15 protein-coding genes are annotated in these 24,620 nt (G+C 64.5%); 11 read left to right on the forward strand and 4 right to left on the reverse strand.

The features are described from left to right. From BLV45_RS17910 to acnA, 4 genes are all read left to right on the forward strand, one after another. The coding region (locus BLV45_RS17910; RefSeq protein WP_281246320.1) for a citrate/2-methylcitrate synthase at window positions 1–527 on the forward strand (527 nt) is incomplete at its 5' end. 101 nt (window positions 528–628) lie between these two features. Next, window positions 629–1,126 carry a hypothetical protein gene (locus tag BLV45_RS17915; RefSeq protein WP_090535315.1) on the forward strand — a complete coding sequence of 166 codons (498 nt, stop codon included), beginning with the start codon at window positions 629–631 and terminating at the stop codon, window positions 1,124–1,126. A 22-nt stretch (window positions 1,127–1,148) separates the two neighbouring features. After that, window positions 1,149–2,600 (forward strand): bifunctional 2-methylcitrate dehydratase/aconitate hydratase, encoded by a 1,452-nt coding sequence (locus BLV45_RS17920; protein ID WP_090535316.1) that lies wholly within the window; start codon window positions 1,149–1,151, stop codon window positions 2,598–2,600. Between the two features lie 50 nt (window positions 2,601–2,650). Next, window positions 2,651–5,368, forward strand: a complete 2,718-nt coding sequence (gene acnA / locus BLV45_RS17925) for an aconitate hydratase AcnA (protein ID WP_090535317.1) — start codon at window positions 2,651–2,653, stop codon at window positions 5,366–5,368. A 241-nt stretch (window positions 5,369–5,609) separates the two neighbouring features. Here acnA and BLV45_RS17930 read toward each other — a convergent pair whose 3' ends face one another. The 4 genes from BLV45_RS17930 to BLV45_RS17945 form a co-directional block, all read right to left on the reverse strand. Next, a complete protein-coding gene (locus BLV45_RS17930) occupies window positions 5,610–6,383 on the reverse strand; it encodes a response regulator (RefSeq protein WP_090535318.1) in 774 nt (257 codons plus the stop codon). A gap of 10 nt (window positions 6,384–6,393) precedes the next feature. Next, window positions 6,394–7,005, reverse strand: a complete 612-nt coding sequence (locus BLV45_RS17935; RefSeq protein WP_090535319.1) for a response regulator transcription factor — start codon at window positions 7,003–7,005, stop codon at window positions 6,394–6,396. A 242-nt stretch (window positions 7,006–7,247) separates the two neighbouring features. Beyond that, window positions 7,248–8,336 carry an OmpA family protein gene (locus BLV45_RS17940; RefSeq protein WP_090535320.1) on the reverse strand — a complete coding sequence of 363 codons (1,089 nt, stop codon included), beginning with the start codon at window positions 8,334–8,336 and terminating at the stop codon, window positions 7,248–7,250. Between the two features lie 78 nt (window positions 8,337–8,414). Beyond that, window positions 8,415–17,774 carry a YadA-like family protein gene (locus tag BLV45_RS17945; RefSeq protein ID WP_090535321.1) on the reverse strand — a complete coding sequence of 3,120 codons (9,360 nt, stop codon included), beginning with the start codon at window positions 17,772–17,774 and terminating at the stop codon, window positions 8,415–8,417. A gap of 529 nt (window positions 17,775–18,303) precedes the next feature. On the opposite strand from BLV45_RS17945, the gene BLV45_RS17950 reads away from it, so the two are divergent. From BLV45_RS17950 to BLV45_RS17980, 7 genes are read left to right on the forward strand one after another with little or no spacing between them, the layout of a single operon-like run. Next, entirely contained in the window at window positions 18,304–18,591 is a 288-nt protein-coding gene (locus tag BLV45_RS17950) for a Flp family type IVb pilin (RefSeq protein WP_090535322.1), read from the forward strand. Window positions 18,592–18,604: 13 nt separating this feature from the next. Then, complete coding sequence (locus BLV45_RS17955; protein ID WP_090535323.1) at window positions 18,605–20,158, forward strand: pilus assembly protein TadG-related protein; 1,554 nt, start codon at window positions 18,605–18,607, stop codon at window positions 20,156–20,158. After that, the gene (locus BLV45_RS17960; RefSeq protein ID WP_090535324.1) at window positions 20,155–21,021 is read left to right on the forward strand and encodes a hypothetical protein; all 867 of its coding nucleotides are present in this window, start codon (window positions 20,155–20,157) and stop codon (window positions 21,019–21,021) included. Before BLV45_RS17955 ends, BLV45_RS17960 begins: the two co-directional genes overlap by 4 nt. 2 nt (window positions 21,022–21,023) lie before the next feature. Continuing rightward, window positions 21,024–21,731, forward strand: a complete 708-nt coding sequence (locus tag BLV45_RS17965) for a hypothetical protein (RefSeq protein ID WP_176954200.1) — start codon at window positions 21,024–21,026, stop codon at window positions 21,729–21,731. 1 nt (window position 21,732) lies between these two features. Continuing rightward, window positions 21,733–21,921 (forward strand): hypothetical protein, encoded by a 189-nt coding sequence (locus BLV45_RS17970; protein ID WP_090535326.1) that lies wholly within the window; start codon window positions 21,733–21,735, stop codon window positions 21,919–21,921. Between the two features lie 23 nt (window positions 21,922–21,944). Further along, window positions 21,945–23,039: a Flp pilus assembly protein CpaB gene (gene cpaB, locus BLV45_RS17975; protein WP_090535327.1), complete on the forward strand. Its 1,095-nt coding sequence runs from the start codon at window positions 21,945–21,947 to the stop codon at window positions 23,037–23,039. A 20-nt stretch (window positions 23,040–23,059) separates the two neighbouring features. After that, on the forward strand, window positions 23,060–24,610 hold the full coding sequence (locus tag BLV45_RS17980) for a type II and III secretion system protein family protein (RefSeq protein WP_090535328.1): 1,551 nt from the start codon (window positions 23,060–23,062) through the stop codon (window positions 24,608–24,610). Window positions 24,611–24,620 lie beyond the last annotated feature (10 nt).

Here is a 24,620-nt window from a genome sequence, read left to right on the forward strand (position 1 = left end):
CGGGATCGGACCTCTATTCGGCGATCACCGGCGCGATCGGCGCGCTGCGCGGACCGAAACACGGCGGCGCCAACGAGGTCGCGTTCGAGATCCAGTCGCGCTATCGGTCGCCCGATGAAGCGGAAGCCGACATCCGCCGGCGCGTGGAGAACAAGGAAGTCGTGATCGGTTTCGGCCATCCGGTGTACACGATCTCGGACCCGCGCAACAAGGTGATCAAGGACGTCGCGAAGAAGCTCTCGAAGGAAGCCGGGAACCTGAAGCTTTTCAGCATCGCCGAGCGGCTCGAAACGGTGATGGCCGATGCGAAGAAGATGTTCCCGAATCTCGACTGGTTCAGCGCCGTGTCGTATCACATGATGGGTGTGCCGACGGCGATGTTCACGCCGCTTTTCGTGATCGCGCGAACCGCAGGCTGGAGCGCGCACATCATCGAGCAGCGCATCGACAACAAGATCATTCGACCCAGTGCGAATTACACCGGTCCGGAGAATTTGCCGTTCGTGTCGCTAAATAAGCGAAAATAGCGTCCGCTGTGCGCTCCTGAAGCGCGTGCAGTTCAAACCTGGCGGTTGCGCGGTTCGCGCCGTCCACCGTTTAACTGATATTAGATAGAAAGGTTTCCCCGATGAAAAAGCTGCTGATCGCCACCATCGTTGGCGCACTCTCCACGACGTTGCTGGTCGCCACCCCCGCCGCTTTCGCGCAGACCGCGACGGGTGCCACGAAGGCCAAGCCGAAAGCACCGCAACCGAAACGCCTGATCAAGCGCAAACCGAAGGCCAGCGCAGTGGCAAAGGTCGACCCGGTACCGGAAGGTTCGGAAAAATGGTCGTGCAGCGAAGGGCTGTCGTTCGACATGAAGGGCGACATGAAGCGTGACCAGATCGTCACGGTTCACTGGGGCACGAGGAACTACAATCTGCCGCGTGAAACCACGACGACCGGCGCCGACCGCTTCCACGACGCCGCTACCGGCATGGATCTGGTCGTGATCCCGACCAAGGCCATGCTGTTCTCGGACAAGGACAGCTCGCGTCTCGCCGACGAATGCAAAACCGCTGCGATGCAGCAAGGCGCGCCGGCTCCGACGCAGTCGAACGAGCTGAACAAGAGCAGCAACTAATCCTCTTCACCAGGAAGCCTCGATGTCCGCACCGATCTCCAACATCCGGCCCGAACCGGATCAAGTTCTCGTCGATATCGTCGATTACGTGCTCAACTACACGATCGACAGCACGCTCGCGCTCGAAACGGCGCGTAACTGCCTGATCGACACGCTCGGCTGCGGACTCGAGGCGCTCACCTACCCGGCCTGCACGAAGCTGATGGGACCGATCGTGCCGGGCACGATCGTCCCGAACGGCGCGAAGGTGCCGGGCACCCAATTCCAGCTCGATCCGGTGCAGGCCGCGTTCAACATCGGCGCGATGATCCGCTGGCTCGACTTCAACGACACGTGGCTCGCCGCCGAATGGGGCCACCCGTCGGACAACCTCGGCGGCATTCTCGCGACCGCCGACTGGCTCTCGCGCAACGCCGTCGCCGCCGGCAAAAAGCCGCTGACGATGAAAGACGTGCTCGTCGGCATGATCAAGGCGCACGAAATCCAGGGCTGCATCGCGCTCGAAAACTCGTTCAACAAGGTCGGGCTCGATCACGTGCTGCTCGTGAAGCTGGCTTCGACCGCCGTGGTGGGCCAGCTGATCGGCCTCACGCGCGACGAGCTGATCAACGCGGTGTCGCTCGCGTTCGTCGACGGCCACTCGCTGCGCACCTACCGCCACGCGCCGAACACGGGCTCGCGCAAGTCGTGGGCCGCGGGCGACGCGACCTCGCGCGCCGTGCGTCTCGCGCTGATCGCGAAGACCGGCGAAATGGGCTACCCGTCCGTGCTGAGCGCTAAAACATGGGGCTTTTACGACGTGCTCTTCAAGGGCAACGCGTTCCAGTTCCAGCGTCCGTACGGTTCATACGTGATGGAGAACGTGCTCTTCAAGATCTCGTTTCCGGCTGAATTCCATTCGCAGACCGCCGTGGAAGCCGCGATGACCCTGCACGAACTGCTTCGTGCAAAGGGCAAAAAAATCGAGGACATCAGGAAGATCACGATCCGCACGCACGAAGCGGCGATCCGCATCATCGACAAAAAGGGTCCGCTGAACAATCCGGCCGACCGCGATCACTGCATCCAGTACATGATCGCCGTGCCGCTGATTCACGGCCGCCTGACCGCGGCGGATTACGAAGACTCGATCGCGCAGGACGCGCGCATCGACGCGCTGCGCGACAAGATGGAATGCGTCGAGGACGCGCAGTTCACGAAGGACTATCACGACCCGGAAAAGCGTTCGATCGCGAACGCGCTGACGGTCGAATTCAGTGACGGCTCTACCTTCGACGAAGTCGTCGTCGAATATCCGATCGGCCACAAGCGTCGCCGCACCGACGGCATTCCGCTGCTGGTCGAGAAGTTCAGAACCAACCTCGCCCGACGTTTCCCGGCGAAGCAGCAACAGGCGATTCTCGACGTGTCGCTGGATCAGGCAAGGCTCGAAGCCATGCCGGTCAATGAATACGTCGATCTGTATGTGATCTAGTTAGTAGAAACGTAGCAACGTCATTTCCTCGAAAACCCCAGGAAAAAACCATGGCCCATAATCTCCACAAAACGCTCAAGGAATTCGACAGCGGTTCCGGCAAAGCCAAGTTCTATTCGCTGCCGCAACTTGGTAAGGCACTCAACGTCAAGATCGACCGTCTGCCGGTTTCGATCCGCATCGTGCTGGAATCCGTGCTGCGTAACTACGACGGCAAGAAGATCGCCGAAGAACACATCCAGCAGCTGGTCAACTGGAAGCCGAACGCTGCACGCGTCGACGAAATTCCGTTCGTCGTGTCGCGCGTCGTACTGCAGGACTTTACCGGCGTGCCGCTACTCGCCGACATCGCTGCGATGCGCGGCGTCGCGAAGCGCGTCGGCAAGGATCCGAAGTCGATCGAACCGCTGGTCCCGGTCGATCTGGTTGTCGATCACTCGGTGCAGATCGATCACTTCCGCGAAAAGAACGCGCTCGACCTGAACATGAAACTGGAATTCCAGCGCAACAACGAGCGCTACCAGTTCATGAAGTGGGGCATGCAGGCATTCGACACATTCAAGGTCGTGCCGCCGGGCGTCGGCATCGTTCACCAGGTGAACCTCGAATACCTCGCACGCGGCGTACACAAGAAGACTGACGGCAGCGACACCGTGTATTACCCTGACTCGCTCGTCGGCACCGACAGCCACACCACGATGATCAACGGCATCGGCGTGGTCGGCTGGGGCGTGGGCGGCATCGAAGCGGAAGCCGGCATGCTCGGCCAGCCGGTGTACTTCCTGACGCCGGATGTGGTCGGCGTCGAACTGAAGGGCAAGTTGCGCGAAGGCGTGACGGCCACCGACCTGGTGCTGACCGTCACCGAACTGCTGCGCAAGGAAAAGGTCGTCGGCAAGTTCGTCGAGTTCTTCGGCGAAGGCACGAAGTCGCTGTCGCTGCCGGACCGCGCGACGATCGGCAACATGGCACCGGAATACGGCGCGACGATGGGCTTCTTCCCGGTCGACGAAAAGACGATCGACTACTTCAAGGGCACGGGCCGCACCGACGCCGAAATCTCCGCGTTCGAGAACTACTTCAAGGCGCAAGGCCTGTTCGGTATTCCGAAGGCTGGCCAGATCGACTACACGAAGATCGTCACGCTCGATCTCGGCACAGTTGCACCGTCGCTGGCCGGTCCGAAGCGTCCGCAGGACCGCATCGAAATCGGCAACGTGAAGTCGACGTTCGGCGACCTGTTCTCGAAGCCGGTCGGCGAAAACGGCTTTGCGAAGAAGGCCGCTGACCTCGACGCGCAATACACCACGTCGAACGGCGTGAACGTGAAGAACGGCGACATCCTGATCGCCGCGATCACGTCGTGTACGAACACGTCGAACCCGAGCGTGCTGCTGGCCGCTGGCCTGCTGGCGAAGAAGGCCGTCGAAGCCGGCCTGACCGTAGCGCCGCACATCAAGACGTCGCTGGCGCCGGGATCGCGGATCGTCACCGAATACCTGACGAAAACGGGCCTGCTGCCGTACCTCGACAAGCTGGGCTTCACGCTTGCCGCTTATGGCTGCACGACCTGTATCGGCAACGCGGGCGACCTCACGCCGGAACTGAACGAAGCGATCACGAAGAACGACATCGTCGCGGCGGCCGTGCTGTCCGGCAACCGTAACTTCGAAGCGCGTATTCACCCGAACATCCGCGCGAACTTCCTGGCTTCGCCGCCGCTCGTCGTCGCTTACGCGATCGCCGGCAACATCACGCGCGACCTGATGACGGAACCGGTTGGCAAGGGCAAGGGCGGCAAGGACATCTTCCTCGGCGACATCTGGCCGACGAGCGACGAAGTCAACGCACTGCTCAAGTTCGCACTGGACGCCGACGCGTTCCGCGCCAACTACGCCCATCTGACGAAGAAGGGCGACCTGTGGAGCAAGATCGAGGGCGAGGAAGGTCAGGTCTACGACTGGCCGAAGTCGACGTACATCGCTGAGCCGCCGTTCTTCGGCGACGACTTCTCGATGACGCCGGCGTTGAGCATCGCCGCGGTCAAGGGCGCGCGCGCGCTGGGCATCTTCGGCGACTCGGTCACGACCGACCACATCAGCCCGGCTGGCTCGATCAAGGAAGACTCGCCGGCAGGCACGTGGCTGAAGGCAAACGGCGTGCAGAAGGCCGACTTCAACAGCTACGGCTCGCGCCGTGGCAACCACGACGTGATGATGCGCGGCACGTTCGCGAACGTCCGGATCAAGAACCTGATGATCCCGGCGAAGGCAGACGGCACGCGCGTGGAAGGCGGCCTGACGATTCACCAGCCGTCCGGCGAACAGGCATTCATCTACGACGCCGCGATGAAGTACATCGCCGCCGATACGCCGACCGTGATCTTCGCAGGCGAAGAGTACGGCACGGGTTCGTCGCGTGACTGGGCAGCGAAGGGCACGCAACTGCTGGGCGTGAAGGTTGTGGTCGCGCGCAGCTTCGAGCGGATCCACCGTTCGAACCTGGTCGGCATGGGCGTGCTGCCGTTGCAGTTCAAGGGCTCGGACAGCGTGCAGTCGCTTGGCATCACCGGCGAGGAAACGTACGACATCGAAGGCCTCGGCAGCGACTTCAAGCCGCAACAGGAAGTGACGCTCGTGATCCATCGCAAGGACGGCAAGTCGCAACGCGTGCAGGTTCTGCTGCGTATCGACACGCCGATCGAAGTCGACTACTACAAGCACGGCGGCATTCTGCCGTTCGTTCTGCGCTCGCTGCTCGCAGCGTAAGCGTTGCATTAGCGGAAAGCTTTTGCAGGTGCCGCGGCCCTTCGGGGTTGCGGCAATTTATGAAGCCCGACCTGGTCGGGCTTTTTTTTGACTCTGCGCGAGGGTATGCCCCGCTCTCAACACGGACGCAAAACTGAACGGCGCGCGCGTACTTCTTCGTCCCTGCGGTCTGCTGCGGGTACCCTCAAGCCAGTTCGAACGAACGTTCCCTGAAGCGTCCGAACCCGAGGCGCGTTCAAATTCAACGCCCCTCATCACACCACGCATCGATCTGCGTCTCCATCGCCCTGACCTGCGCGACGATGCCGTCCAGCGCCTGCATCATGAACGCCGGCGAAGCCGCGCCCGCGTTTTCGAGCAGCGCCATTACACCTCGCGCCTTGAACACGCTCGCGGCGTTACCGATGCGATGCAACAGCTTGCGCACCGTTTCCGCATCGTCACACGTCCGCGCGGTGACGAGACGCGTCATATCCTCGTCGAGCACGCGACGCCAGTCACGCACGAGCGCCGGCACGTCGACGCCACGGCTCGCGAGCGCGTCGAGTTCGCTGAAGTCGAAGGTCGATACGGGATCGTCGTCGTGCATGCGCTCAGGTAGCGGCACGGACGGCCCGCGCGCCGCGCGCGGCAGCAATTGCCACAGGCACGCATGGAGCGCATCGAACCGGCTCTCCTTGATGAGCACCGCATCGAACGGGGAAGCAGCGGTTGCCGACGCGTGACGCATGTCCTCGCGCCCCGTCAGCAGCACGAGCGGTATCGACGACACGTTGCGCACGCGTTCGGCCAGTTGCGTGCCACTCATCCCGGGAAGATGCAGGTCGGTCATCAACAGATCGAAATGTTGACGTTGCAGCACACCCAGCGCCTCTTCGGCGCTGGCAACCGCCACGCACGACACACCCCACCGGCCCAGCTGCACCTCGATCGCACGGCGATTGAACGCGTGATCCTCGACAACCAGCACGCGGCCGGAAAGCATTCCGGCCGGCGCCGCGCGGTTCGCGGTCATGCGCGCCTGCTCAGTCGATCAGCTTGTGGAGCGCGGCGAACTCGATCAGCCCCGCGAGCGACGACAATCCGAGTTTTTCCTGCAGACGCGTCTTATATGTACTGACGGTTTTGTCGCTCACGCACAGGCGGTTGGATATTTCCTTATTGCTGATGCCGCGCGCGAGATACTGAAGCACCTCGACTTCACGCGGCGACAGGCTGTCGAGTCCGCTGCCGCCACGCGACGAGCCGCTGGCGTCGGCCGGAAAGCAGTCATAGCCGAACAGCACGGTCTTGACCGCGGTCATCAGTTCGCCGATCTCGCGGCCCTTGCTCACGTAGCCGTTCGCGCCGGCAACGCGCGTGTGAGTGGCCATGACCTGCTCCGGCTTCGCCGACAGCACCAGAATGCGGACTTTCCCGTCCTGCATGCGAATGCGGCGAATCAGCGAAAGCCCGTCGAGCCGCGGCAGATCGAGATCGAGAATCGCCAGATCAGGCGCTTCTTCGAGAATCAGCTTGAGCCCCTCTTCACCGTCGCCCGCTTCGCCCACCAGCTCCAGCTCGCCATCCTCGCGAAGCACGCGGGCCAGTGTCCCCCGAATGATCGGATGGTCGTCAATCACAGCGATTCTTTTCATGGATCTATCTATTTATTTGACTGGCTGCCGTCGGACGTCTCTCACCGTCCTGATCGTGCGTATAACTGAAGATGTAACGCAATCTTAGCGGTCACCCGATTAAGAAATTTCCCAATCGATGTCGGATCATTCTGTTTGCGCGTCCGATTTGCCCTTCATCCGGGTCAGAATCGCGCGAAAACAGGACGCAACCGGATGCGATCGCCGGGCACGACGTGTGTCGGGCGATCGCATGTTCCGGCCTAGTCCTGGGAAACCGGCGCGACCTGCGCAGCCGGTCGGGTGCCGTTGCTGCTGCGCATGAAGTCCAGCTCGACGCGCCGGTTCGGCGCAAGACACGCGATCAGCGCCTGATGATTGCGGTCGTGACAGTCCGCGACCGGATCGTCCTTGCCGAGACCGTGAGCCGTCATCGGCACGGTCACGCCGCCGGTCTGCAGATACTGCTGCACCGTCCGCGCGCGCTTCGTCGACAGCGTGCGGTTGTACGCGTCGCTGCCGAGGCGGTCCGTGTAACCCACGATGTTGATGCCCGTCACGTCACCGGCGAGCTTCAGGTCCTTGACCAGCTGGTCAAGCTTCGCCTTCCCGGCAGGCGACATCCCGGCCAGATCGCTGCGGTCGAAGTTGAACGTCGCGTCGGCCTGCAGCGTCATCTTCTCGGGAATCCGCGCGACAGGCGGAGGCGGCGGTGGCGTGCAGGACTTCAGCGCGGCGACGATGTCCGGCGCCCCTTTCACGACACCATCCGCGAGCCGCTGGCTTTCCTGGAAGTTGCGCGTCCACGCTTCGTGGCCCGCGTGAATCAGCTCGACTTCCGAGCACGCGGTGAGCCGTTGCGCCTCGACACACGACGCAAAATCCGGCGATGCCTTCGCGCCGAGCACCAGCCGCCACAGATCGGGGCGCACCACGGCCGAGGTCCGCAGATCCGGGTTCTCGACCGTGAGGCCGTTGCCCGTTTCCAGCGCCGCCGTCATGCGGCTGGCTTCGTGCAACGCTTCCTCGACGAAGCCCCAGCCGTCATGCTGCCTGCGCTCGTCGAGCGCGGCGTTCAGCCAGCACTGGGCCTTGTAGCCGAAGTAGTTTTCCTTGCGCGCGCCGAGTGCGTTCAGCCGTTTCTGGACGTCGCGCATCATCGGTCCGGCATCGATGCTGCTGTACGTCCCGATCCATTGCGGCGTGACCGCGCCCGAGGCCCGGTCCTGCCCTGCACTGAAGCCGTTCTGCAGAACCGTGGGGTTCTGTATCTGCAGGCTGTCGCGCGTCGCGGACGACGAACAGCCGGCAACCATCGCGGCCAGCGCGATGGCGGTGATTGAATACTTCATGATTGTTTTCCATCAGAGATGGGCCGCACGGAATTGCTCCGTGCGGCCCGTTCCAGCCCGTGTCCTGAACGACTGCGTTCAGTTGCCGAGCACGATGCCGACACCGGCGCGGACGATGGTGCTATTGCCGCCGGCGGTCGATACGCCGAGGTTATAGTTGACCGTCCCCTTCTCGTTCCAGCGCGACACGCCGAGACCCAGCGCCGCCTGGCCACGGTAGCCGGCGACACCGGCATTCAGCGTCGTGCGACCCGGCAGGTACGGCGTGACGATGTTCAGCGCGGAGGCCGATGCAATGCCTCGACGGTTGTCACGATCCATATCCTGCATGGACTTGTAGACGCCGTTCACCGCGGAGTTCATCTGGTCGACGTTGACTGCGTCGGTCGGCGCCGTACCGGCCGCCACGTTGGTGATCTGACGCTCCGCGCCGGCGGAACCCACCGACACCGAGTTGGCCCGATCCGCCACCGAGTTCGCGCCGAGCGCCACCGCGTTGGATGCCGATGCCGTCGAACCCACGCCCAGCGCCACGGACGAATCGCCCGTCGTGCTGGTGTGCGCGCCGATTGCAATCGCCGATGCACCCGATGCCGACGCGCCGTTGCCGATCGCGATCGAATCCGTGCCGGTGGCACTCGCCGGCGTGCCGCCCGACGCATCCCCGCCGCCGTCGATGTTGATGTACGTGTTGCCGCCATCGCCGCCCGACATGTTCGCCACCTTGTTTTCGAGGCTGGAGAACTGCGAGTAGTTGACCGCATCCGTCGCATCCGTGCCGGCCGCGATGTTCGTCAGCTTGACCGGGTCGTGACCCACGCCGCCCAGCGTGACGACGTTCCTGCTGCTGTCGTCGTAGGCCACGGCATTGGCGGTACCGCCGCCACCGCCGCTGTAGTTCGCGACGTACGTCTGCATCTGGCCGAGGTTGACCGCGTCGGTCTGGTCGACACCCGCCGCGATGTTCTTCAGCAGCGTCGCCTTGCCGCCGCTGTTGAACGTGACCACCTGCTTCGACTGATCGTCATACGCGACGAACGCGTTGGTCACGCCACCCGTCGACGGATCGACGACGATGCCGGCTTCCTTCAACTGCCTGAGGTTGACCGCATCGGTATCGGCCGTCGCGTTGGCGACGTTCGTCAGCACCACTTCGCTGTTGCCGCCCATGCCGAGGGTGACCTTGTCGTGGGCGGACGTGTCGTACTTCACGCCATCGGTCGAACCGGTGGCCACCTTCGCGTTCACCGCCTCGATCGCCTGGCCGACGTCGTTGTACGTCGTGCCGTCCAGCGTGTAGCCCGGCTTCGAGACCTTGCCGTCCGCGCCAACCGTCGCGCTGCCGCCGAGCGCGGCCGCCACGCTGCTGGCCGTACCGTAGAGCTGCGCACCGTTGATCGCATCCGTGCTCGACGACGCCACCTTGCCTGCCGCGAGGTTGGTCAGCGCGACGGGAGCCGCCGAACTGCCGCCCAGCGTCAGCCTGTCGTGCGCCGACGTGTCGTACACCACCGCATCCGGCGAACCGCTGCCGCCGGTCGCTGCCGCCGCCTCGATTGCCTTGCCGATGTCGGTGTAGTTCGTGCCGTCGATCGTGTACGTCGGGTTCTTGATCGTGCCGTCCGGGTTGACGGTCGCGCCGCCGCCCATTGCCGCCGTCACACCCTTCAGCTGCGCGACGTTGACCGCATCGGTATCGCTCGTACCCGCTGCCATGTTGACCAGCTGACGCTGTGCCGTGCTGCTGCCGATCGACACCACGTTCGCGCGGTCCGCGACCGAGTTGGCACCGAGCGCAACCGAACCGGCCTGCGTCGCCGACGAATACGCGCCGAGCGCGAGCGCCTGCGTGGCGTCGTCCGACGTGAACGCGTTGTCGCCCATCGCGACGGAGCTGTTGCCGCGCGCCGAAACGTTGGTGCCGAGCGCGAGTGCTTCCGCGCCATAGACCGCGGCCAGGTGGCCGATCGCCACGCCGTCCACCGCGTCCGAGCCCGTCGAGGCGGTATTGCCGACCACCGTCGAGTTCTCCGCGATGGCGGCCGCGCTTGCGCCGACCGCCGTTGCGTTGTCGCGGGCGGCGAACGAACCTGCGCCGACTGCGAGCGACTCCGCACCGATCGCGCTCGACATCGGGCCGACCGCCATGGCGTCGATCTTCGTCGCATCGACGTGCGTGCCCTGGCCGCCTTGCGTGACGATCGGGCTCACGGCGATGTAGTCCGTGACCGGCGTGGTCGTCGCGCCGAGCAGCATCGTCGACTTGACGTTGCTGACCTGGTTCGTCAACTGTTGCTGAAGCGCGCTCAACTGGCCGTAGGTGGCCGCGTCGCTCGCGCTGGTGCCCGAGGCGACGTTGGTAATACGGCGTTCGGCGCCGATGTCGCCGACCGAAACCGTATTCGCCTGGGTTGCCCGCGAATTCGCGCCGAGTGCGAGCGAGTTCATCCCCATGGCCATCGCGCCCGCGCCGATCGCAACCGCCTTGTTGCTGCCGGCGAACGCGCCGCCGCCAATCGCGATCGTGTCAGGCAGCGATGCCTGCGCTTCCGACGCCGTCGACGTCACCTTGATGTACTTCGTCGCCATCGAGATGTCGGTGTTGATCGAGTCGACCGAACCGGACACCGCGCTGATCGCGGAACCCACATCGCTGTAGGTCTTGCCGTCGACGGTGTAGGTCGGCGCCGTCACCGTGCCGTCCGCGCCGACCGACGCCTCGCCGCCCAGCGCCCTGGCCACGCTGTTCGCGGTGTTGAAGAGTTGCGTGCCGTTGATCGCGTCGCGACTGGACGCGTTCACGGCGCCCGCTGCGAGGTTGGTCAGCGTGACCGCCGGTGCGCCCGTGCCCGCGCCGCCCAGCGTCACGAGGTCGTGCGTCGTCGAGTCGTACTTGACGGCGTCAGCGGTGGCGGCTGCCGAGCCGGCCTGCACGGCCGTCTGCAACTGGCTGACGTTCACTGCGTCGGTGAGCGCCGAGCCCGCGGCGACGTTCGTCACGCGACGTTCCGCCCCCGCCGAGCCGACCGACACTTCGCCCACCGGCGTCGCGCCCGCGATCGTACCCGTGCCCGGGTTATAGGCGGCAGCGGAAAGATTCGCGGTGGTCGTCGCGTTCGCGCCGAGCGCGATCGAGTTGTTCGCGGTGGCTTTGGCGTTGCCGCCAATCGCCACGGCGTTCGTGCCCGTCGCCGACGAATCGGCCAGCGTCGAGTTCACGTGGAAGTACTTCACGCCACCGCCGTCGGTGATGTTGTTCACCGTATTGGAGATGTTCGTGACGTTGCCCGCCACGTTCGCCACGTTCTGGTTCGTCGCGAAGAGCTGCGAACCGTTGACCGCGTCCGAACTCGTCGCGCTCAGCGAACCCGCCGACAGACCCGTGATCTTCGTACCTGTCGCGCCCTTCAGCGTGATCGTGCCCAGTGTCGAGTCGTCGTACGAGACGAAGCTGCCCTTCACCTTGCCGTTGCCGTCGATGATCGCGCCCATGTCCTTCAGCTGCGCGACGTTCACCGCGTCCGTGTTGTTGACGCCCGCTGCCAGGTTCGTCAGCGTGACGGCCGGCGCGCTCGAGCCGCCGAGCGTGACCTGCGTATGCGCCGACGTGTCGTACTTCACGGCATCGGCCGCGGCCGCGCCCGAACCCGCCGTCACAGCTGCCTGCAACTGGCTGACGTTGACCGCATCGGTTGCCGCCGAGCCGGCTGCGAGGTTCGTGATGCGGCGCTCCGCGCCCGACGAACCCAGCGACACCTCGCCCGTGGCGGTCGTGCCGGCCAGCGTGCCCGTGCCCGGGTTGTAGGCCGCAGCGGAGAGATTCGCGGTGGTCGTCGCGTTCGCGCCGAGCGCGATCGAGTTGTTCGCGGTGGCCTTCGCGTTGCCGCCGATCGCCACGGCGTTCGTGCCGGTCGCCGACGAATCGGCCAGCGTCGAATTCACGTGGAAATACTTGACGCCCGTGGTGCCGTTCGTGATGTTGTTGACCACGTTGGTCAGGTTCGTCACGTTGCCGGCGACGTTCGCGACGTTCTGGTTCGTGGCAAAGAGCTGCGAACCGTTGACCGCGTCCGTGCTGTTCGCCGCCAGTGTGCCCGCCGCAAGGTTCGTGATCTTCGTGCCGGACGCGCCACCCAGCGTGATACGGTCTTTGGCCGAAGTGTCGTACGCGACGAATGCGTTCGTCACGTTGCCGCCGCCGTCGATCGAAGCGCCCATGTCTTTCAGTTGCTTCACGTTCACCGCGTCGGAGTCCGCCGCACCGGTCGCGACGTTCGTCAGCGTGACGGGCGTGGCCGAACCCTTGCCGCCGAGCGTGACGCTGGTGTGCGACGTGGTGTCGTACGAAACCGCATCGGGCGAGCCGGCGCCTGCCGCGGCGACGAGCGCCGAGCCGACGTCGTTGTACGTCTTGCCGCCGATCGTGTAGCTCGGTTTGAGGATCGAGCCGTCCGTATTGACACCCGCGCCGCCGCCCATCGCGGACGTGACGCCCTTCAGCTGGCTGATGTTGACCGCGTCGGTGTCTTTCGTACCGGCCGCCATGTTGACGACCTGACGTTGCGCCGTGCTGCTGCCGACCGAAATCGTATTGGCGCGATCGGCCACGGAGTTCGCGCCGATCGCGACCGCGTTCGCCACGGAGACGGACGAACCTGCGCCGAGCGCCATCGACTGGGCCGCGCTGCTCGACGTGAACGCGTTACTGCCGATCGACACGGAGCTGTCGCCGAGCGTATTGGCGTTCGAACCGATCGACACGGCGTTGGCCGCCGCCGCGCGGGCCAGCACGCCGATAGCCACGCCGTTGTTGGCGTCGTTCGTGGTCGATGCCTGCGCGCCGATCACGGTGGCGTTCACCGCGCCCGCAGCCGCGATGTAACCGACGGCCGTCGCGCCGTCCTGCGCGGCGAACGAACCTGCGCCGACCGCCAGCGACTCGTTGCCGATCGCGCTCGACACCGGGCCGATCGCCATCGCATCCTGCTTGGTGGTGTCGACGTGCGTGCCGTCACCGCCTGTCGTGACGATCGGGCTGACCGCGATGTAGTCCGTCACCGGCGTGCTGGTCGCGCCGAGCAGCGTCGACGAGCGCAGCAACGTCGACTGCTTCGTGAGCTGCTGTTGCAGCGCGCTCAGCTGGCCGTACGTGGCGGCGTCGCTCGAGGACGTACCGGCCGCGACGTTCGTGATGCGGCGCTCCGCGCCCGCGCTGCCGACCGACAGCGTGTTCGCCTGATTGGCCATCGAATTGGCGCCCAGTGCGACCGAGTTCGCCGCCATGGCGGTTGCCCCGCCGCCGATGGCGACCGCGCCCGACGTACCGGCGAAGGTACCGCCGCCGATGGCGATGGTATTCGCCCCGGATGCCTGCGCCTGTGACGCCGTTGCGGTCACCTTGATGTACTTCGTGGTGTTGGTGATGTCGTCGTTGATCGTGTCGACGGTTGCGCTCATGGCATCGAGTGCGGAGCCGACATCGTGATAGGTCGTCGTGCCGATCGTATAGGCCGGAGCCGAGAGCTTGCCATCCGCGCCTACGGCTGTCGTGCCGCCCAATGCGTCCGCAACGCTGCTTGCCGTGCCATACAGTTGCGCGCCGTTGATCGCGTCCTTGCTGGTTGCCGTGACCTGACCTGATGCGAGGTTGGTCAGCGTGACCGGCGTGGTTGCGCCGGTGCCGCCGAACGTCACCTTGTCATGCGCGGAGGTGTCGTATTTGACGCCGTCTGCCGAACCCGTGGAGGCCTTCGCGTCCACTGCGGAGATCGCCGCACCGACGTCGTTGTATGTGCTGCCGTCGACCGTGTAGGCCGGCTTGCTCAGCTTGCCATCGGCGCCTACGGTGGTCGAACCACCCAGCGCATCCGCAACGCTGTTCGCCGTGCCGTACAGTTGCGCGCCATTGATCGCGTCCTTGCTGCTTGCCGTAACCTGGCCTGCCGCGACGTTGGTCAACATCACGGGTGTGGCTGCGCCCACACCACCGAACGTCACCTTGTCGTGCGCGGAGGTGTCGTATTTGACGCCGTCGGCCGAACCTGTCGATGCCTTGGCGTCGACTGCGGAGATCGCCGCGCCGACGTCGTTGTACGTGCTGCCGTCGACTGTGTAGGCTGGTTTGCTCAGCTTGCCATCGGCGCCTACCGTGGTCGAACCACCAAGCGCATCCGCGACGCTGTTCGCCGTGCCATACAGTTGCGCGCCGTTGATCGCGTCCTTGCTGCTTGCCGTAACCTGACCCGCTGCGAGGTTGGTCAACATCACGGGCGTGGTTGCGCCCACACCACCGAACGTTACCTTGTCGTGTGCCGAGGTGTCGTATTTGACGCCGTCTGCCGAGCCCGTGGAGGCCTTGGCGTCCACTGCGGAAATCGCTGCGCCCACGTCGTTGTACGTGCTGCCGTCGACCGTGTAGGCCGGCTTGCTCAGCTTGCCGTCAGTGCCTACGGTGGTCAAACCACCAAGCGCGTCCGCAACGCTGTTCGCTGTGCCGTACAGTTGCGCGCCGTTGATCGCGTCACGGCTGGACGCGTTCACAGCGCCCGCTGCGAGATTGGCCAACATCACAGGCGTGGTTGCGCCCACGCCGCCGAACGTTACCTTGTCATGCGCCGACGTGTCGTATTTAACGCCGTCTGCAGAGCCCGTGGAGGCCTTGGCGTCGACTGCGGAAATCGCTGCTCCGACGTCGTTGTACGTGCTGCCGTCGACCGTGTAGGCCGGCTTGCTCAGCTTGCCGTCAGTGCCTACCGTGGTCGAACCACCAAGCGCGTCGGCAACGCTGTTCGCCGTACCGTACAGTTGCGCGCCGTTGATCGCGTCACGGCTGGACGCGTTCACAGCGCCCGCTGCGAGATTGGCCAACATCACAGGCGTGGTTGCGCCCACGCCGCCGAACGTTACCTTGTCATGCGCCGACGTATCGTATTTAACGCCGTCTGCCGAACCCGTCGACGCTTTCGCGTCCACTGCCGACAACGCTGTGCCCACGTCGTTGTACGTGTTGCCATCGAGTGTGTAAGCCGGTTTGCTCAGCTTGCCGTCAGCGCCCACCGTGATCGAACCACCAAGCGCATCCGCAACGCTGTTCGCCGCCCCATACAGTTGCGCGCCGTTGATCGCATCCTTGCTGCTTGCCGTAACCTGACCCGCTGCGAGATTGGTCAGCATCACAGGCGTGGTCGAACCCACACCACCAAACGTCACCTTGTCATGTGCGGAGGTGTCGTATTTAACGCCGTCCGCCGAACCCGTCGACGCTTTCGCGTCCACTGCCGACAACGCTGCGCCCACGTCGTTATACGTGTTGCCGTCGAGTGTGTAGGCCGGCTTGCTCAGCTTGCCGTCGGCGCCTACGGTAGTCGTGCCACCCAGCGCGCTCGCGACACTGCTGGCCGTGCCGTACAGTTGCGCACCGTTGATCGCGTCCTTGCTACTTGCCGCGACCTGACCTGCTGCAACGTTGGTCAACATCACGGGCGCGGTCGAACCGACACCGCCGAACGTCACCTTGTCATGCGCCGAGGTGTCGTATTTGACACCATCCACCGGACCCGCCGCAGCCCTCGCATCGACGGCGGTAATCGCCGCGCCGACATCGTTATACGTGCTCCCATCAACCGTATACGACGGTTTCGAAATCTTCCCATCGCTACCGACAGTTGAATTGCCGCCCAGCGCGCTCGCGACGCTGTTCGCCGTGCCGTACAGTTGCGCGCCGTTGATCGCATCCTTGCTGCTTGCCGTGACCTGACCCGCTGCGACGTTGGTCAACATCACAGGCGTGGCCGCACTCACTCCGCCGAAGGTTACCTTGTCGTGCGCGGAGGTGTCGTATTTGACGCCGTCTGCCGAGCCCGTGGAGGCCTTCGCATCCACTGCCGACAACGCTGCGCCCACGTCGTTGTACGTGTTGCCATCGAGTGTGTAGGCCGGTTTGCTCAGCTTGCCGTCAGCGCCTACGGTAGTCGCGCCGCCAAGCGCGCTCGCGACGCTGTTCGCCGTGCCATACAGTTGCGCGCCATTGACCGCATCCTTGCTGCCTGCCGTAACCTGACCCGCTGCGAGATTGGTCAGCATCACAGGCGTGGTTGAACCCACACCACCAAACGTCACCTTGTCATGCGCCGACGTGTCATAACGCACGCCGTCCACCGGACCCGCCGCAGCCTTCGCATCGACTGCGGTGATCGCCGATCCAACATCGTTATACGTGCTACCGCTAACCATATACGACGGCTTCGAAACCTTCCCATCGGTACCGACGGTCGAATTGCCGCCCAGCGCGCTCGCAACGCTGCTGGCCGTGCCGTACAGTTGCGCGCCGTTGACCGCATCCTTGCTGCCCGTCGCGACCTGACCCGCCGCGAGGTTGGTCATCATCACCGGCGCGCCTGAACCCGCGCCGCCCAGCGTGACATGATCGTGTGTCGTCGAATCGTATGTCACGGCATCGGGCGAGCCTCCACCGGACGACCCCGCGATCGCCGCATTCATCTGGTCCAGATTGACCGCGTCCGTGCCGGCCGTGCCCTTCGCCAGGTTGATGATCTGACGCTGCACCGTGCTCGAACCCACCGATACCGCGTTGCCCCGGCTTGCCACCGAACCCGCACCGAGCGCAACCGAGCCGGCACCCACCGCGTTCGCACCCGAACCAAGCGCGACCGACTGATCCAGCACCGCGTTCGAATTCGCGCCCAGCGCAACCGAACCCGCACCCATCGCGCCGGCCCCGCGGCCGACCGCCGTCGAGGTCGCGCCACTCGCGAGCGCCCACGGCCCGGCTGCGACGGAATCGTTGCCCGTCGCGCTGGCATCGCTTTCCGGCGCGTCAGAGATTGAATTTGCCTTGAAGTAGCGCGTGTGTTCGTTCAACTGGCCGTAGTTGACGGCATCCTTTGTGTCGGTGCCATCGGCGACGTCGACGATTTTCGTGCCGCTCATGTCCGCGCCGCCCTGGAATGTGGCGCTACCGGTGGTGGTCGTGTCGCCCCGCAACGTAATGCCGCCCGGCCCGTACAGCGTGATCGCGCCCGCTCCGTTGTAGGCCGTCTGCCCCACGGTGATGTAGGCGGTCGATCCATTTACACCGCCGTTCCCTGAGTTGTATTCGCCGACGACAACACCCGAGCCACCGTCGCACTCACCTTCGCCCTTCAAACCGATCGCGCCGCCCCATGCCTCGCCGTTCCACGCGGAGCCATCCGCCGCGTTCATCCACTGGCTGCTCGCCGCATTCGTTCCATCGCCCGCGCAGTTGACTATCGCCCCGGCAAACGCGGCCGGTGCGGCCGACACCGCGCCCGCACCCAGCACGACCGCCGCAACCCGCGCACGCCGCGAGGACCCCTTCTTCTTCGCCGTGCTCAGTTCGGACGCGGCGACCCACGCGCCGACCGACTCATTCCAGACAGACTTATGTACCTTGTTCATCGCCTATTACAACCTCAAAAATTGCCAATGGATTCTTTTAACTTTTGCAATGCCTGACTCACTTTGCAAAAGCCCTCTTCGGGAACCGGATATGACGATTGTCTAAACGGCTTCTCGCCGCACACAGGGTGGCAATCCTGTTTATCGCGCTGCAACTTTATCGATTGAGTCCATTGGGTTATATCGGGCGGCACTGAATCGATGTAGGAATTTTCGTCAATACAGGTGAATTGAGAAGACAGCGGAACCGGAAACGGGGAAGCGTTTCCGGGCGCGACTCAGAATTGGTAACGCCCGCTCGGGGCGGTGATCAGCCCATATCGCAGGGAATAAAACGGAAGACGGATCCAGCAGAAGATGGGGAAATTTCCGCAACAGGACATCACGCGGGTTTTCTATAATTTCAGCCCGATTCGATTAAATTGGATCGCGGCGGCAAATTAATTATCTGGATTTATTTATTTGCGCCCAACAGTTTTTTAAAGCAGCGACGCATCTTTCCCTAACGTTAATACCCGACATATAAATCATGCAAATTTCCCAGCTTCGCATTAAAAGCCGTCAACGCGGCCAGGGCATGACCGAATACATCATCATCGTCGCGCTGATCGCGGTTTCGGCAATCGGTGTCTATTCGCTTTTCGGCCAGACGATCCGTAACCAGACGTCAGGCCTCGCGCAGGAAATGTCGGGCGGGAATGCGAAGGGCGATATCAGTAACGCCCAGACGAATGCTGGTAACGCCACGACCAACGGCAACAAGAAGAAGGACATGGGCACCTACAACGACAACAACAACGGGGCAATGCAACAGTAAGTTCATAACCACCATGAACCGCTCTGCCCGCCCGGGCAGAGCCAGGGTCGCCGGCGCCAGCGGGCAGGCGCTGGTCTCTGCCCTGATTTTTCTTCTGGTCGGCGGCATTGGCCTCTTTGTCGCCTTCAATTCCTTTCAGATGACAAGCGCCCGCATCAAGCTGCAGAACACCGCCGACGCCGCTGCATACAGCGCCGCCGTGCTGCAGGCGCGCGACTACAACTTCGCCGCGTACACGAATCGCGCGATGGTGGCCAACCAGGTCACCGCCGCCCAGGCCGGCGCGCTGAAATCATGGATCGACGACCTCGAAGCGACATACGGCCCCTCGGGGGTCGACCAGACGATCGAGGCCTACGCCGATCATTCAGTGCTGTGGCAAACGCCCAAGCAGGCTGGCCACGCCGAGATCGCGCCAGTGCGCGCGACGCTCGACGCGCTGCTGCCCGCCGTGGCAAGCGGCATTGGCCGCATCACGCGCGCGCTCAGCGACGCGCAGCTCAACTATCACGCCGCCACGCTCGTCACCGCGCCGCAAACCGCGGACGCCGTCGCGCAGCAGAACCAGCCCGACACGCACGTGACGGCGGGCTACTTCACGAGTGCGCGCAACGCGACGCAACTCGCCGCGTGGACGAACTACACGCAGATCGTGACGCCCGCGGGCGCGTCGGGCGCGGATCATTTCGCCGATGTCGTGACCGATGCCACCACGCTCGACGCCTTCCTGAAGGACCGTTCGGCGACGCGCAGCACAGGCCCGCGATATCAGGAACTCGACGACTCGGGGGCCACGAAATGCCGCTTCAGCCCCAGTACCGCGGTGGTGAGCGTGCGTGCGTATCACAACGGCGGCACGCAGTTGCGTCAGGACAAGAAAGGCTGGGAGGCGATCGATGCGACGATGGCCTCCGTCTACGTCAGCTGCTTCGACATGACGTTTCCCGTTATCGCGGGAACCGGCGGCAGCGTGAACGGCGATGTGCGGGTGCAGGGTGTCGAGAGCTACCTGAAGTCGCCGCCGTTCGTCGCATGGTCCGACTGGCAGGGCTATGGCGGCTACTACAACTTCGGCGACCACACGACGGGCACGCCGGGCCTCGGCGTATCCGACGGCCTCGCGCAAAAAATCGGCGAAGGCCCCGGCACGTCGCTCGATCTTTCGAACGGCGGCCTGCTGGCGTACCAGGACATCAACGGCGCGCCGGTGACGAGCGCGGCGCCGCGCATCACGATCGAAGTCGAGCGCGCAAGCGAGACGCGCGTCAAAACGCAGGGCCTGCAAGGCGGCGGACGGATGGCCGTGACGCCAGCCGACGCGGGCGGCGTGATGCGCGCGCTCGCCAGCGCAAACGCGTATTTCGTGCGCCCCAACCCGGGCGCGCTGAATGCCACGATCAGCGGCGCGCTGCTTCACGCGAAGGACTGGCTGCGCGCGGACGGCAAGACCGAATTCCCCGACACGTTCAGCCCCTACTGGCAAGCCACGCTCGCGCCCACCAGCGACACCGAACGGAACACCGCACGCGCCGCGCAGATTCCGGCGAGCGAGGCGGTGCAGCCATGAAGCGCATGCCCTTTCGAAAACCGTCGCAGCACGGCCAGGCGATGACCGAGTTTCTGGTCGCCACCGCGCTCGTGATGGGCGTGCTGCTTTTCGCCGTCGCGACGCTCGGCAAGTTCAACGACGTGCGCAACAAGACGCTGATGGGCGCACGTTATATCGCGTGGGAGCGCACGGTCTGGGGCAACGGCGCGACGATGGATACCTCGCCGGCAGCATCCGGCGACAACGACTGGTACACCCAGTACGGCTCCGGCACACAGCAACCCGCCAAGAGCGACACCGAACTGCAACGCGAAGTGGTCCAGCGCATGCTCGCGCGAAACGGCGCGCCGATCGCGGGCGGTGACAGGTTGAACAACCGGCTGCCCGCCGTTGCGTCGGCGATGTGGGAAGACCACGGCGGCCACGCGTTTCTCGGCGCGACGGGTGACGTCGTCGTCAGCAGCAGCCGTGACGAGAGCCCCGCGGCGAATCTCGCGCAGTACAGCGCGGACCCGTTCGGCTCGATGTCGACGTCGGACAGCGGCACGTTCAAGGCATCGATGAATCTGGCGACGCGCAATCTGCAGACAGGCACGCTCAGCGTATCGGTCGCGAAAGATAGCGATACGCTCAAGAACATCTGGCCGGGATTCAGCGGCCTGACGTTCAGCGATACGAACGTGGTGCTCGCCAACACGTGGCTCTCCGAAGGCGCGGCGAAGGGCGAGCGTCTCTTCACGGCGGCCACGCCCGCGGCGAACGCGAGCCTCGTCAATCCATCGCTGTACATGGGCCTCAAAAAGTACGCGCCCGAAATCGACACGCTCCAGTTCGGCCGTATCGAACGCGACGTGGTACCTGCCAACCGCCTCTCGCCATGACGATGACCCATCCCGTTCCTCGCGCCGCGGCCCTGGCCTGCGCAGCGCTGCTGGTGCATGCAGGCAGTGCGCGCGCTGCCTGCGACAAACAGCCCGTCAAGGCGGAACGCGTCCAGGCGGTCGGCCTCGACATGCTCGTCAACGGCGTGCCGACCTCGGTTCGCGCGCTGGACTTCGCTGGCTCCGCTGACGATGTGTCGAGCGCATTCCGCGAATTCTGGACGCAGGAGGACGTGCCCGCAAAAGGCGTGCGCGGGCCGAACGGACTCGTGCTGAGCGCGCTCGACGGCGCGTGCCTGTACGTGCTCACGATCCCCGCCACGCAGGATCGCGCGCCCACCAAAGGCGTGCTGAGCGTCGCGCAGATCGGCGAGCGGCAAGCATCGCACGCGATTGACGGTTCAGCGATCCCGTTGCCGGAAGGCACGACGGTGAGCGACATCGAAAGCCGCGATCCTGGCCAGGCTGGACGGACCTGGCTCATCCAGATGTCCGGCAACGCCAGCGACAACGCACGCCGCTACGCGAGCCAGCTCGCTCAGCGAGGCTGGTCGACGGTGGCACAGGCGCCCGCGTTCCAGCTCGACGGATCAAAACGCGTGCTGGGTAGCGCACTCGCGATGCAGCGCGGCAACGACCGGCTCGATGTGGTTTTCACCGCGCGCAACGGACAAACCGAAGCCGTCATCAACGCAACAAGGAATCGCTGACATGAAACACCCCGCGCATCCAGCCCGCTATCAGCGCGGCCAGGCGAGCGTCGAATACGTCGTCGTCACGGCATGCATCGTGTCGGCGCTGCTCGTCGCGGGCGATCTGCCCCTGTCGCCTGTCGACACCCTCACCGCGGCATTCAGGTCGCTGTTCAGCGCCTACAGCTTCGCCCTCTCGCTCCCCTGAACGTCAGGGTTCATTCATTCGCCATGCTCAAAAGAATCAAGATTCGCTCGCTCCTCGGTAACGCGTGGGTGCTTTTTTTCTGTGCCGTGCTGGTCGCGGGCGGCCTCACGTTCGTGCTCTATCGCTATCTGAGCGAGCGCGAAATGCGCATCAAGGCGGAAGCCGCGGGGCATCAGCAGCGCGCCGGCGTCGAAGTCGTCGTGCCGAGCCGCGACGTGCCGGCCGGCACGCCGCTCTCGAGCGGCGATTTCGTCGCGCGTGAAGTCGCAGGGGACCTCGTCTACGACGACATGGTCCGCGTCGAGGACTTCGACACGTACCGGACCTCGCATCTGGTGAAAGCCGTGCGACGCGGACGTCCGCTGCGCGCCGGCGATATCGACGTGCTGCGCGGCCGCGATTTCGCCGACATCCTGCCCGCCGGCCAGCGCGCGTTGACACTCGAGATCGACACGGTGAACTCCACCGCGACGATGATGAGACCCGGCAATCGCGTCGACCTGTACTGGGTCGGCAAGAATCCGGACCCGCAACCCGTCGCCGTTCAATCGGGCCCGTCCGGCACGTCCGGCCAATCCGGCGACGGCAAGGCGATTCGCCTCTTGATGCCGAACGTGCTGATTCTCGCGACCGGTCAGGACATCCGTCCGCGTGACGCGGGCGAAGCGATGGAACGCGCGGGTGATCCGCAGGCCGCCGACAACTACAGCACGGTCACCGTGCAGGTGCCCATCGCGGACGCGCCGCGTATCGTGCTCGCGCAAAAGGTCGGATCGTTGCGCCTGATCCTGAAGAACGCCGACGACGCCACGCCGGACGTCCCCCAGAAGCTCACGGAAGACAAGCTCTTTGCGAATGCCGGCGGTAGCGGCGGTAACGCAGCGCTCGTCGAAATCATCACGGGCGGCGGATCGACCGCGACGACGCTGGTGCCCGGCGGCCCATCGGACGCTACGCCGGCCGCAACGGGCGCATCGCCGCGGGCCCGCGCGCCGGTTGCACCGGCTTCGAACAACGCGCTTTCAGGCACACCTCGACCGGGCGCCTACGAACAGGCGAACGCGATCGCTCAACAACTCCAGAAACTCGATACGCGCACGACGTCGGATCGCAACTGAACGTACACAGCAGGCTCAGAATGAAAGTCCCCCATCGTTCGACGATGTTCCGTCGCCGCGTTATCCCCGCGCTGATTGCCGGCGTCCTCCTGTGCGAAACGGCACCGGTCGCGCTCGCACAGCGCGTCGATACGTCGCCCAGCGGCGACGCGACCCGCGAGAGCGGCGGCACAAGCGTGCTCGAACTCTTTCGCGGTGAAGTACACGTGATGCGCCTGCCCGGCACGATCAAACGCATCGCGATCGGCAACGGCAAGATCGTGAGCGCGAGCGTCGTCGATGGACGGCTCATGCTGCTCGCCGAAGGCGCCGGCGTGACGTCGCTCGTCGTGTGGAATGACAAGGGCATCGCGCTGCAAACCATGGTGCGCGTCGGCAAGGGCGAAGTGAACGCGTCCGTCGAGCAGTTGCGTCGCGTGCTGCAATCTGTTTCCGGCCTGCGCATTCAGGCTGTCGGACCGAACATCGTGCTTTCGGGTGTCGTGCATCGCGACATGGTGCCGGTGATCGGGTCCGCGACCGCCGACCTCAGCAATGTCATCAACACGACCACGGTCGATGAAGGCGACGCGCTGAAAAAGACGATCCACTTCAAGGTGCAGATCATGGAAATGACGCGCACCGGCCAGGAAAGCCTCGGCATCGCGTGGGACAGCCAGTTCAACGGACCGCAGGTGGGCGGTCAGGCGATGTTCGGCACAGGCGGCGCGGCTGCGGCGGCAACGGGCGCGACGAACTTCTTTCTTGCGGGCATCGCGTCGAACATCACGTCGAAGATCAACTTCGCGGTCAACAACGGCGACGCCTACATTCTCGCCGCGCCCGAGCTGAACACGAAAAGCGGCGGCGTCGCGACGTTTCTCGCCGGCGGCGAAGTGCCCGTGCCGAAGGCCGGCGCGCTCGGCACAACCGATGTCGACTACAAGCCGTACGGTATCAAGCTGAACATCAAGCCGGTGGTGGACGCGAACAACATCATTTCAGCGAGCCTCGAAACCGAAATCAGCCAGATCGATCCTTCGGTTTCGTACGGCGGCTTTCCAGGTTTCCTCACGCGCAAGACGACCTCCGACATCTCGCTGCGTGCCGGCGAAACGCTCGCGATCTCCGGGCTCGTCAGCTCGGATGGGCTCGATTCGACGGACGGCATGCCGTTTCTCGGCCAGTTGCCGATCATCGGCAGACTGTTCCGCTCAGACGCCTTCCGTTCGAAGAAGAGCGATCTGGTGATCTTCGTGACGCCGCTGATTTCCGATCCGTCGCTGTCGCCGAATACGGACCTGCTCGCGCGCGCTGATCGCTTCGATCAGCGCTTCCGCGATCGCTACGGCGATCCGAGTCCGCTTGTGCCCGCTCCGGCGGAGGGTGCGCCTCCAGCGGCAAGACAACCGGTTGTGTCTACCCCCGCACTGCCGCCTGCGCCCGTGCGCAGCGTGCCACGACAGGTAGCGCCGCAGGCTTCAACGCCAGCGCCGGTGCCCAACCTCCCGGTCGCCTCGAATCCGGTCGGGCTCGCCGAAGCTATCCGCATGCTCGACGCGCCGCCGGTATCCCAAAGCGCGACGCACTGACCCCTTCACG

It is taken from the genome of Paraburkholderia sartisoli, from assembly GCF_900107685.1.
In the GTDB taxonomy this organism is placed as follows: domain Bacteria; phylum Pseudomonadota; class Gammaproteobacteria; order Burkholderiales; family Burkholderiaceae; genus Paraburkholderia; species Paraburkholderia sartisoli.

Coding starts and splice junctions, on each gene's coding strand:
- BLV45_RS17915 (WP_090535315.1), top strand. CDS start 629: ATGAAAAAGCTGCTGATCGCCACCATCGTTGGCGCACTCTCCACGACG.
- BLV45_RS17920 (WP_090535316.1), top strand. CDS start 1,149: ATGTCCGCACCGATCTCCAACATCCGGCCCGAACCGGATCAAGTTCTC.
- acnA (WP_090535317.1), top strand. CDS start 2,651: ATGGCCCATAATCTCCACAAAACGCTCAAGGAATTCGACAGCGGTTCC.
- BLV45_RS17930 (WP_090535318.1), bottom strand. CDS start 6,383: ATGACCGCGAACCGCGCGGCGCCGGCCGGAATGCTTTCCGGCCGCGTG.
- BLV45_RS17935 (WP_090535319.1), bottom strand. CDS start 7,005: ATGAAAAGAATCGCTGTGATTGACGACCATCCGATCATTCGGGGGACA.
- BLV45_RS17940 (WP_090535320.1), bottom strand. CDS start 8,336: ATGAAGTATTCAATCACCGCCATCGCGCTGGCCGCGATGGTTGCCGGC.
- BLV45_RS17945 (WP_090535321.1), bottom strand. CDS start 17,774: ATGAACAAGGTACATAAGTCTGTCTGGAATGAGTCGGTCGGCGCGTGG.
- BLV45_RS17950 (WP_090535322.1), top strand. CDS start 18,304: ATGCAAATTTCCCAGCTTCGCATTAAAAGCCGTCAACGCGGCCAGGGC.
- BLV45_RS17955 (WP_090535323.1), top strand. CDS start 18,605: ATGAACCGCTCTGCCCGCCCGGGCAGAGCCAGGGTCGCCGGCGCCAGC.
- BLV45_RS17960 (WP_090535324.1), top strand. CDS start 20,155: ATGAAGCGCATGCCCTTTCGAAAACCGTCGCAGCACGGCCAGGCGATG.
- BLV45_RS17965 (WP_176954200.1), top strand. CDS start 21,024: ATGACCCATCCCGTTCCTCGCGCCGCGGCCCTGGCCTGCGCAGCGCTG.
- BLV45_RS17970 (WP_090535326.1), top strand. CDS start 21,733: ATGAAACACCCCGCGCATCCAGCCCGCTATCAGCGCGGCCAGGCGAGC.
- cpaB (WP_090535327.1), top strand. CDS start 21,945: ATGCTCAAAAGAATCAAGATTCGCTCGCTCCTCGGTAACGCGTGGGTG.
- BLV45_RS17980 (WP_090535328.1), top strand. CDS start 23,060: ATGAAAGTCCCCCATCGTTCGACGATGTTCCGTCGCCGCGTTATCCCC.